We start from the raw sequence: 11,314 nt of genomic DNA, 5'->3' as shown, positions 1-11,314 counted from the left end.
GTAGATAATTGTTACAAAGTGTATTGACCTTGAGTCCCCTTGCCTAGTTTGGTATCGATGTGATACTAAACGTCGGGACATATAAACAGTTATAAGGTTGGTCAGGGTTGACCTATTAGATTCAGTCAGGGGACTGAAGACCTTACTAGGCGGTTATTTCAGGTATTTCAACCTTATTTCATGCCTAAACGTTTCGCACAAATCCGTTGAGTACAGGCTAGTTATGAGGAGAGGCACTCATGCAAGAGGCAATAGGCAAGAGGAGCAATAAATAATCAGTCTTTAATAACCGGATTTAGTATCCTATCTTGATTCGGCAGGGCCGGCACGCAAATTAATATCCGTAATCATAGATAAAAAACTATATAAATCTAACTAATCATTTACTTTAGTAATTGGTATTTTACAAATCGCTGAAAGCAAGTCACCATAGGAATTAAGCAAATGCAGTTCCGAATCAAATCCTGTGGGAGATAGAAATTATGGTTGCTTTAATCACCCCAAAACCCGCTAAAACCAGCCGTTTAACCACACAAATCCAAGAAATCGCCGAAAATACTTTTACCCTGCGCTGTTTGGATTGGGATCGCGATCGCTTTGATATCGAATTTGGTTTAGAAAACGGTACCACTTATAACTCTTTTGTTATTCAAGGGGAAAAAACCGCTCTCATTGATACATCTCACCGCAAATTCGATCGCCTTTATCTGGATGAATTAACTAAACTAATCAACATCAATCATCTTGATTATTTAATTATCAGTCACACCGAACCCGACCACAGTGGTTTAGTCAAAGAAGTTTTAGAATTAGTCCCAGAAGTTACCGTGGTGGGGGCAAAAGTTGCCATGCAATTCCTCGAAAACATGGTACACAGACCCTTTAAACAGTTAATAGTTAAAAGTGGTGATACTTTAGATTTAGGTAATGGCCATGTTTTAGAATTTGTTGCGGCCCCTAATCTTCATTGGCCTGATACTATCTTCACTTTTGATGCTAAAACTGCCACCCTTTTTACCTGTGATGCCTTCGGAATGCACTTTTGTGATGATCAAACCTATGATCGAGAAAAAGACCTGCTAGAAGGCGATTTTCAAACCTATTATGACTGTCTGATGCGACCGAATGCTCGTTCGGTTTTAGGGGCAATTAAAAGGATCGAGAAATTTGAGATTAATCTCATTGCCACCGGTCACGGCCCCCTATTAAAACACCATATTTCTGATTGGGTGGGACGCTATCAAACTTGGAGTCAAGAACAAACTTCTGCTGATACTTTAGTGACTGTATTCTTTACCCAAGATTACGGACAAAGCGAACATTTAGCTACTATGATCAGTCAGGGTTTGAATAAAAATGATGTGGTGACAGAATTAGTCGATATGAATAATGCTGATCCCCACGAAGTCAGAGAATTGATCAATCAATCTAAGGGAGTTATCATCGGAATGCCTCCCCAATCTTCCCCGATTAACCAGACGATTTTAAGCACGATTATTGCTTCAATTAATGGCAAACAAGCGGTGGGATTATTTGAGTCAGGAGGTGGGGAAGATGAACCAATTTTCCCCTTAAGAAATAAATTACAGGAAATCGGGGCGATCGAAGCTTTTCCTCCTCTTTTAGTTAAAGACAATTCCAATCAATCCCTCGATTTGATTGCCGATGAAGCAGGAACCGACCTCGGTCAATGGTTAAGCCGAGAAAAAACGATTAAACAAATTAAATCGATTAATAACGACTTAGAAAAGGCTCTAGGACGTATTAGCACCGGATTGTACCTAATTACTTCCCAAAAAGCTGATTTATCTAGTGCCATGATTGCCTCTTGGGTGACACAAGCAAGTTTAAATCCTTTAGGTGTGGCGATTGCAGTGGCTAAAGATCGGGCAATGGTATCCTTTTTACAGCCTAGCGATACCTTTGTTTTAAATGTTTTGGCTGAGGATAATTACCAGAAATTAATGAAACATTTCCTCAAGCGTTTCTCTCCCGGTGCCAATCGTTTTGAAGGCATTAAAACCTATACTGCCAATAATGGATCACCAATTTTAGCGGATGCCTTAGCTTACATAGAATGTGAAGTCACCAGTCGTTTAGATTGCGGCGATCATTGGGTAGTTTATTGTACCGTTAATACCGGACGAGTTGCCCGTTTAGATGTCTTAACTGCTGTCCATCATCGCAAAGTTGGCAACCATTATTAACAGTTATCAGTTATCAGTTATCAGTTATCAGTTCACCGATTACTGGTTACTGGTTACTGCTCACTGAAAAATCCCCCCAACAGCTAACACCCAATTCTATCAATCTTAGGAGAAATAAAATGTACGAACCAATTAAAAACCCTTCCCCAATGATGGTGCGAGTAGTGCAAGTCTTAGAAATGATTCAAGATTTAATTGTCATTTCTCTCTGTATCGGTTTATTTAGCTTCATGGTGTTAGAAGTCAGAGAAATGTTTATGTCTCTGCTGCCACCGATTCAATTTCGGATTATTACCGCCGATATTTTATTCCTCTTAATTCTAGTAGAATTGTTCCGATTGTTAATTATTTATTTGCAAGAAAAACGAGTTTCTATCGGTGTTGCCGTGGAAGTTTCTATCGTCTCGGTTTTGCGAGAATTAATTGTTAGAGGAGTCCTAGAAACTAATTGGACACAAGTATTAGCTGCCTGTGCTTTTCTAATAGTTCTCGGTACATTAATGGTGTTAAGAGTTTGGCTTCCTCCCACCTTTGAAGGTATCGATCCTGAACAAAAAGTTTCTGAGCGTTATCGTCAACATTTAGTTAAAGAATTAACTGAAATAAACAGCAAAATTTAGTCAGTTATCAGTTATCAGTTATCAGTTATCAGTTATCAGTTATCAGTTAGAAGGGGATAGGAAAATGGGGGAATAGGGTAATGGGGATATAGAGTAATTTCAACTAAAACTCTAAAACCTCACTCCCCCCACACCCCACACCCCACACCCCACACTCCACACCCCACACCCCACACCCCACACCCAACACCCAACTTAACAATTATGACCACTAATACCTTAATTCCCAATCCTGCTATTAATAATCGCTCCCGCGATGTTCAAACCGCAGAAATTGCCGATAAAACTTGGGTTTTTCGCTCCCGTACTTGGGACAGATTAAAATTTGAAATAGAATATGCTCGTCAACGGGGAACCACCGCTAATTCCTATCTTATCTGTGACGATAAAACCGCCTTAATCGATCCCCCTGGAGAATCCTTCACGGAAATTTATTTAGAAGAAATTCGTCAATATATCTCCTTACATCGTCTCGATTATCTGATTCTCAGTCACGTTAATCCCAACCGTATCGTCACTTTAAAGGCCTTATTAGCCGCCACCCATCAAATCACCATCCTCTGTTCTAAAGCTGCCGTCAATACCCTTAAAAATGCCTTTCCCGATGCCCAAATTTTGGGCATACGAACCGATGAAATTCTTGATTTGGGGCAAGGTCATCAACTCAGTTTTATTAATGTCCCTACGCCGCGCTGGCCTGATGGAATTTGCACTTTTGACCAAAAAACCCAAATTTTATACAGCGATAAATTCTTTAGTGTGCATCTGTGCAGTGACGATATTTGGGATAAAAATTGGAAAGAATTAGACGCAGATCGTCGTTATTATTTTGATTGTCTCCATGCCGTGCAATCTAAAGCGTTAGAAACAGCACTCGACAAAATTAAAGAATTTCCCGCCCAATATTATGCACCCGCCCACGGTCCGATAATTCGTTATAGTTTTAGTCGTCTTGCCCACGATTATCGTTATTGGTGTCAAGAACAAAAAACTCGACCCCTACAAGTGGCTTTATTATATGCTTCTGCCTACGGAAATACTGCCACCCTGGCCCGCTCGATCGAACGAGGATTATTAGAAAATGATCTGGCCGTAGAATCAATAAATTGTGAGTTTGCCACCCCCGCCGAAATTAGTCAAGCGATCGAAAATTGTGACGGATTTATTATCGGTTCTCCCACCTTAGCCGGTCACGCTCCTACCCAGATCCAAACTGCTTTAGGAATCGTTCTTTCCACGGCAGCAAAAACTAAATTAGCCGGGGTTTTTGGTTCCTACGGTTGGAGTGGGGAAGCTGTCGATTTAATTGAAACTAAACTCAAAGATGCCAATTATTGCCTCGGTTTTGAATCCTTGCGCGTGCGTTTTAGCCCCACAGAAAGCAGTTTACAAGCAGGTTATTTAGCCGGAGAAACCTTCGCCAGGGCCTTGAAAAAAACCAAAAAATTGCGGGTTCCCCAACAGGGAATGACCGAAACACAAATTGATCGCACTGCCCAGGCCGTTGGCCGGATCGTCGGTTCCCTTTCTGTTCTCACCACTCGTCAGGGCGAGGATCATGCTGGTTTCTTGACCTCTTGGGTATCCCAAGCCAGTTTTAACCCCCCGGGGCTAATTATCGCCGTTGCCGACGAACAAGCCGCCGACCGTCTAATTAACTCGGGAACCGCCTTTACCTTGAATATTCTCAAGGAAGGGCGCAATTTACGCCGCCATTTTTCCAATCGCATCAAATCTGGCGGTGATGTCTTTACGGGATTAGAAACCCAAGTCGGGGAAAATGGCTGTCTGATTTTAAGCGAAAGTCTCGCCTATCTAGAGTGTACGGTGAAAGAGCGACAACTCTGCGGCGATCGCTGGTTAGTCTATGCCACCGTCGAGCGGGGTCAAGTTTTGGATAGTAACGGTGTCACCGCCATCGGTCATCGTAAATCCGGTAGTCAGTATTAAAACTGGACTAGCGGGGCAAAGTTCCTGACTTTCCCCGTGTAATCAGCCTAGATTTCTGGGAAAGATAGGTTATGTTATTATCCAAGGTTGTCCGACCGGGCCATTTTGTCTTTGTTTCCCTATGAAAAAATTGCCGCTAATACTGTCGGTGGGGAGTGTCGCTTTATTGTTGGTGGGATGTCCAGCTTCTAACCAAGCTAATCAATCCCCACCACCCAGCCAAGAAACCCCCACCCCCTCTCCCAGTCCCCCGGCTGCCCAACCACCCGCCTTTAGCGGTGCTGTACAACCAGCTACCGAACCAACCCCCCTAAGGGTAGCGGGATTGATTCCTGCTACCGATCCTGACCAAAAACGGGCGGAAATTAATCGCGGTCGCAGGGATCCCTTTGCTCCCTTTCCCCTACAACCAAATATTACGATTACAGCGGCGGAAAAACCCCCAGCTGGGACTCCAGCGGCCACTGGCGCACCTGCACCCGGAGGTAATCGTCCCGCAGCCGCACCTGCACCCGGAGGTAATCGTCCCGCAGCCGCACCTGCACCCGGAGGTAATCGTGCCACTCCCAGAGGACCGATAGTTAAAGCGCCGCCGCCACCACCGCAACCGACGGAAGCGGAAGAAGTGCAAGTATCGGGCATCGTCCAGTTACCTACCACTCCTATGGCGATCGTGAAAGCCCCCGGAGAAGCCACGGAACGTCGAGTTATTCCTGGTTCTACCCTCTCTAATGGTTTAATTTTAGTTAAAGCGATCGATACTAATCCCGATAATCCCTATATTGTCCTAGAACAATACGGTCGAACTATTACCCGTCGTTTAGGGGATGGTGTACCCGAACCGGCCGCACCGCAAGCCTCGATCAGCTATAATATTCCCGAATCAGGAGAATAAAACCCGTGCGATCGATTGCTATTCAACAAAAACAAACCATTATTTATCCGCAAATGCCCTTGGCTATCTATCGAGAATTAGCCAGCCATTTACAACAGGTTCAGGGTGTGGAAACCCATCTCACTCCCCAGCAGTTCCAACAATTCGATTATCATCAAAGTCAGATCGGTAGTCTAGAAATTAACTATACCGAGACTTTTCAGGAAAGCGATCGCACTCTAGTCACGGCAATTCTCGATTATTATGCCCAACGTCACGGCTCCTATCAGCTTTCCTAAGCTTTCTCTCCTCACCTTTTCCCCGATTACCGACTTTCTTCTTAAAAACTAAAAGTATTTTATAGGATTTATCTTAATGCTGGGGATGATGCCAAGTCTTCTCACACTTCATCTATTAAGGGTAGGGTTGATTCATGAATCAACCCTACTATGAATCAACCCTACTATGAATCAACCCTACTATGAATCAACCCTACTATGAATCAACCCTACTATGAATCAACCCTACCTTTTATAAAAATTAAAATCTTTCTGATTTTAAGCCCCCGACGACCAGAGGTAGTCACTGATAACTGATAACTGATAACTGATAACTGAAATGACCCTACCCAATTCCCTAGAAGAAACAATCATGCAAGCGAAAGCCGCCACCCAACTGGCTCTAGAATCGGGAGCTAGACGCATACAAGTGGAATTAGTTATCCCAGAAATTGCTCTACAAGCACAAGCTTTAGCCCTTGATTTTGCCTCTATTTTTGACAGTTATGGTTCTGGTTTAAGGGTAATTTTTCCCGATACTGGAGCCGCCATGTTAGCCCGACGGGATTGGGGAGAAACAGTTTTTCAACTGGGAGATTTAGGTAGTCGTTTTATTCCTGTCGAAAACAAAATTAAGCCCGAAGATGAAGCTTTTTTAGTTGTTTGTCCCTCCTCGGTTGAGATTAATTCCGTAGAAAAACTCTGTTACCTTGCCGAAGATCGCCCCGTAGTTCTTCTAATTCCTCAATTGGAAGATGTATCGGTAGTGGGTATCGGTTACGCAGCCCGACAATTGCGAGAAAGATTTTTAAGTATCCTAGAAAGTTGTTATTATTTTCGTCCCTTGGAATCAGCGATCGTTTATCGTTCCTATCCTTCCTTGTGGCAAGTTTGGCTCGAAAAAGAAGACGGTTACGAGTTAATTTCTGAACAATCCACTAAACCCATGGGCGAAGCTTTAGAAAATCTGATTCTGAAAGCTTCTAGTAATAATCCCGATGATAGTTCTAATCCTGCTAACAAAGCCAAAAAGTCGGGTTTATTTGCCACTATGGGACGCTTCTTAAAAGCATTACAACAGTGACATACTCCCCCCATCAAGTTAGGCTGTGACGGGGGATTATTTCCCCATTGCTGTTAGAAATTCCTGGCTTCGACAGATTGACCTCGATTGCAACTTTTGTTCTTCTATTTTAACCGATTATTTGGCAATGCTATAATAAAATTAATCGGTAGAACGTAGGTTGGGTTGAAGCATGAAACCCAACGCCAGATCATGTTACGCTACCGCTAACCCATCCTACAAATAATTGTGCCTCCCTACTTATAATAAAATTAATCGGTAGTTTCCCTAGAGGTAAACTTTTATGATTGTCAATAAGCGAGAACTCAAACAAGCCTTAAATCGGGTGTACTTAAAAATCAAGCCTGATGCTGAAACAATTCAGGTTTTTCAAGCTAATTTAACGCGCTTATTGGAGCAATGTGACAGCAAAAAGTCGGAAGAGTTTAATAAAAATTTGCTGATAGATTTTTTTAAAAATACCTATTATACCGATCGCTATTTTATCAATACAAAAGAGCGCATTGATCTGGTTATTCATAATAACCAGGATGTTAAAAGTCCAGTGGGGGTCATTTTTGAGACGAAGAAACCTACTCGGACAATAAATGCAGAAATGCCAAGACTGGATAATCTTAATACTAAGGCTTTTCAGCAGTTAGTTTTATATTTTCTCCGCGAAAGGGTGACGGATAAAAATCTTGAGATTAAACACTTAATCGTGACAAATATTTATGAGTGGTTTATTTTCGATGGCAAGATTTTTGAGGAGTTGTTTTTTGCTAATAAGGCTCTAGTTAACCAGTTTGGCGATTTTGAAGCCGGGAGACTGAGTAGTACGAAAACGGATTTTTTCTATCAACAAATTGCCGAACCAGCGATCACTAAAGTTATTGAGCAAATTAAATTTACTCATTTTGATCTGCGAGAACAGGAAAATTTAGATTTGCTTGATATCTACAAGATTCTTTCGCCAGAACATTTACTTAAGTTACCTTTTGTTAATGACAGTAATACTTTAAATAAGCCTTTTTATAATGAGCTTTTGTATATTATCGGTTTGACGGAAGTTAAGGATAAAGGGAAGAAGTTAATCGGACGAATGAAAGAAGGCGATCGCTGTGATGGTTCCCTGATTGAAAATGCGATTAGTCGGTTGGATAGTTTAGATAAAATTGCACAATTAAAAAATCCAGAAGAGTTTGGAACTACGGATGAGGACCGGCTTTATAATGTGGCGTTGCGGTTATCAATTAATTGGATTAATCGGGTTTTGTTTCTCAAACTATTGGAAGCGCAATTAATTAAATATCATCAAGGCGATCGAGATTTTGCCTTTCTCAATTTGGCGAAAGTTCCCAGTTATGATGATCTCGATAGTTTATTTTTTGATGTGTTAGCTAGGGATACAAACAAGCGCGAGGCTAAGGTTAAAACGACTTTTGCTCATGTACCTTATTTAAATAGTTCGCTATTTGAACCAACGGAGACGGAACAGCAAACGATTTTTATTGGCAATTTGCGGGAGCGAACTTTACCCATTTTTACAGCGACGGTGCTAAAAGATAATCAGGGTAATAAGCGAGTAGGCGAGTTAAATGCGTTGGCTTATTTGTTTGAGTTTTTGGATGCTTATAAATTTGATCGAGATGAGTTAGAAAATCCTCAAGAAGATAGCGAAAAGTTAATTAATGCTTCGGTGTTGGGGTTAATTTTTGAGAAGATTAATGGTTATAAGGACGGTTCTTTTTATACACCGAGTTTTATTACCATGTATATGTGTCGGGAAACGATACGAAGAGCGATTCTACAGAAGTTTAATGAAGTAAAAGGCTGGAATTGTCAAAGTTTAGATGATTTATATGAACGAATTGAGGACAAAAGAGAGGCAAATGTTATTATTAATAGCCTGAAGATTTGCGATCCGGCGGTGGGTTCGGGACATTTTTTAGTTTCCGCTTTGAATGAGATAATCGCGATTAAGAGTGAGTTACGGGTTTTATTAGATACTTCGGGTAAGTCGCTAAAAGATTATCGGGTAGAGGTGCGAAATGATAAGTTATTGGTTTACGATGATGAGGGGAGTTTATTTGCTTATCATCCGAATAATAAAGAAAAGCACCGGGTACAGCAAGCCTTATTTCATGAGAAGCAAACGATTATCGAGGGGTGTTTATTTGGGGTGGATATTAATCCTAATTCCGTGACGATTTGTCGCTTGCGGTTATGGATTGAGCTTTTAAAGAATGCTTATTATCGCGAGGATGGCAATTTAGAAACTTTGCCAAATATTGATATTAATATCAAGTGTGGTAATTCTTTGATTAGTCGGTTTGGGTTGGATGTGGATGTTAAACAGGTTTTACAGAAGCAGAAGTTTAGTATTGAGCAATATCGCAATGCTGTACAGACTTATCGCAATGCGGAAAATAAGGAACAAAAGCGGGAGATGGAAACGCTGATTGCTAAGATTAAGGCTGGTTTTAGTTCCAATTTATTAATCGGTAATCCTAAGAAGGTGAAGTTACGTCAATTACAAGGGGAACTTTATAATCTGGAAAATCAGGGTTTATTGTTTGAGGAGACTAAGACGGAGCAAAAAGCGCGGGAGAAAAAAGTAACTAAGTTAAATAATGAGATTGATAAGCTAACTGCTGAAATTGCAGATATTGAAAGCGGTAAGCTGTATGATAATGCTTTAGAATGGCGGTTTGAGTTTCCGGAAGTGTTGAATGATAACGGGGATTTTGTCGGGTTTGATGTGGTGATTGGGAATCCTCCTTATGTACCGTCAAAAAATCTAGATGAAAAAGAGAAAGCTTTATATTATGAACATTACAAGACTACAGAATATCAAATTAATACCTTTGGGATATTTACTGAGTTAGGCATAAAAATATTGAACCAGAAAGGTTTTCTTGGCTTAATAATTCCAAATTATTGGTTAACGACCAAATATGACAAAAAATTGAGAAAATTCTTGTTTGAAGAAAATCAAACAACCAATATAGTAAATGTATATAATATTTTTGAAAGTGCCGTAGTTGAAACATTACTTTTGTTTTCAAAAAAAGAACCAAATAATGATGAAATACATATTTGTAGTATTGATCGTAATATCTCTACAATTAATGAAAGATTGGAAGCAGTTATGCTTTCTCATTGGAGCTATGACAAAAAGATTACTGTTTCAGCTTTAGATGAAGAATTAACTATATCATTCAACGATAAAATTAAAATTAATGCAGAAACTCAAATAGGTTCTTTATTTGATTTGAAATTTGGAGCAAAGTTATATGAGATAGGAAAAGGAAATCCGCCTCAAACTAAAAATGATGCTAAAAATAGAATTTATGAATCTGAATTAAAAATAGATAATAGTTATATTCAATTATTACGAGCTAGAGATATCCAAAAATACAGACTTAAAACTGATAGCTACTATGTAAAGTATGGAGAAAATTTAGCCGCACCACGCTCGATTTCAATATTTGAAGGTGAAAGAATATTAATTCAAAGAATTTTTTCAAGAAAAACATTAGATGCAACTTGTGTAGATGATACGATAATCTGTAACACAGATGTTATTACATTAAAGCCCAAAAATAACACACTAAATATTAAATTTTATTTAGCGATTATTTGTTCTAAGCTTTGTGCATCTGTGCTAAAGTCTCAAAATGTAAATTTAGACAGAAATGCTTTTCCAAAAATAAATACTAAAACTCTATCAACTTTTCCAGTTCCTAAATATAAGCACGAATATATCGACATCACTACACTTGTTGACAAAATTCTCACTGCTAAAAAATCTGATCCTAACGCTGACACAAGCGAATTAGAAAAGCAGATCGATCACTTAGTTTACAAACTCTATCAACTCACCTATAATGAAGTAAAAATCATTGATCCAGAATTTGCACTAACAGAACAAGAATATCTGGACTTACCCTAATTTATTCCCTTACCCCCCCGATGTCCTGTAGGGCTAATTCATGAATTAGCCCTACAATGGGTGTTGTCAAATTGAAAGATGCTGGGAATCAGCTTTGCCTTTTGCATGAGTGCCTTTTGCCTCTCCTGATATGTAGCCTAGACTCAACGGATTTAGTATGATATCCTCGCCTTATCTAGAAGTTTTTGGGAAATCCCCCCCTCCTAAATCCCATCTTTCTCATCACTAAGCTAAAACGCACTTAAACCACCTAAAATAGAAATAGTAATTTTAGAAAAATCCTACTTATGCCAGCCAAAGATTTCCTAGACTTAGAAGAAAAGAAAAACTTACAAAAAGCTCTTAAAGAAGAAGAAAGAGCAGAGGT

The 11,314-nt window shown here is 40.0% G+C and carries 7 protein-coding genes; all 7 read left to right on the top strand.

From position 1 onward, the window contains the following. Positions 1 to 482 precede the first annotated feature (482 nt). The 7 genes from IM509_RS00930 (at position 483) to IM509_RS00900 (ending at position 10,947) form a co-directional block, all read left to right on the top strand. Positions 483 to 2,207, top strand: coding sequence for a diflavin flavoprotein (locus IM509_RS00930; RefSeq protein ID WP_052278054.1), 1,725 nt, complete (start codon positions 483 to 485; stop codon positions 2,205 to 2,207). Between the two features lie 119 nt (positions 2,208 to 2,326). After that, positions 2,327 to 2,827, top strand: a complete 501-nt coding sequence (locus IM509_RS00925; protein ID WP_002763297.1) for a phosphate-starvation-inducible PsiE family protein — start codon at positions 2,327 to 2,329, stop codon at positions 2,825 to 2,827. A gap of 204 nt (positions 2,828 to 3,031) precedes the next feature. Further along, positions 3,032 to 4,777, top strand: coding sequence for a diflavin flavoprotein (locus IM509_RS00920; protein WP_185237881.1), 1,746 nt, complete (start codon positions 3,032 to 3,034; stop codon positions 4,775 to 4,777). A 121-nt stretch (positions 4,778 to 4,898) separates the two neighbouring features. After that, positions 4,899 to 5,672, top strand: a complete 774-nt coding sequence (locus IM509_RS00915) for a hypothetical protein (protein WP_185237882.1) — start codon at positions 4,899 to 4,901, stop codon at positions 5,670 to 5,672. 5 nt (positions 5,673 to 5,677) lie between these two features. Continuing rightward, positions 5,678 to 5,950: a hypothetical protein gene (locus IM509_RS00910; RefSeq protein ID WP_002763300.1), complete on the top strand. Its 273-nt coding sequence runs from the start codon at positions 5,678 to 5,680 to the stop codon at positions 5,948 to 5,950. 319 nt (positions 5,951 to 6,269) lie between these two features. Then, the gene (locus IM509_RS00905) at positions 6,270 to 7,013 is read left to right on the top strand and encodes a DUF1995 family protein (protein ID WP_052278051.1); all 744 of its coding nucleotides are present in this window, start codon (positions 6,270 to 6,272) and stop codon (positions 7,011 to 7,013) included. 283 nt (positions 7,014 to 7,296) lie between these two features. After that, on the top strand, positions 7,297 to 10,947 hold the full coding sequence (locus IM509_RS00900) for a type IIG restriction enzyme/methyltransferase (protein WP_185238034.1): 3,651 nt from the start codon (positions 7,297 to 7,299) through the stop codon (positions 10,945 to 10,947). Positions 10,948 to 11,314: the final 367 nt, after the last annotated feature.

This window comes from Microcystis sp. M31BS1, assembly GCF_020245285.1.
Classification (GTDB): domain Bacteria; phylum Cyanobacteriota; class Cyanobacteriia; order Cyanobacteriales; family Microcystaceae; genus Microcystis; species Microcystis panniformis.
The sequence above is the reverse complement of the archived record's forward strand: the minus strand, read 5'-3'. Positions and strand labels throughout refer to the sequence as shown.

What these genes read in the sequence shown, in the direction of transcription:
- IM509_RS00930 (WP_052278054.1), top strand. Translation starts at nt 483, where the DNA reads ATGGTTGCTTTAATCACCCCAAAACCCGCTAAAACCAGCCGTTTAACC.
- IM509_RS00925 (WP_002763297.1), top strand. Translation starts at nt 2,327, where the DNA reads ATGTACGAACCAATTAAAAACCCTTCCCCAATGATGGTGCGAGTAGTG.
- IM509_RS00920 (WP_185237881.1), top strand. Translation starts at nt 3,032, where the DNA reads ATGACCACTAATACCTTAATTCCCAATCCTGCTATTAATAATCGCTCC.
- IM509_RS00915 (WP_185237882.1), top strand. Translation starts at nt 4,899, where the DNA reads ATGAAAAAATTGCCGCTAATACTGTCGGTGGGGAGTGTCGCTTTATTG.
- IM509_RS00905 (WP_052278051.1), top strand. Translation starts at nt 6,270, where the DNA reads ATGACCCTACCCAATTCCCTAGAAGAAACAATCATGCAAGCGAAAGCC.
- IM509_RS00900 (WP_185238034.1), top strand. Translation starts at nt 7,297, where the DNA reads ATGATTGTCAATAAGCGAGAACTCAAACAAGCCTTAAATCGGGTGTAC.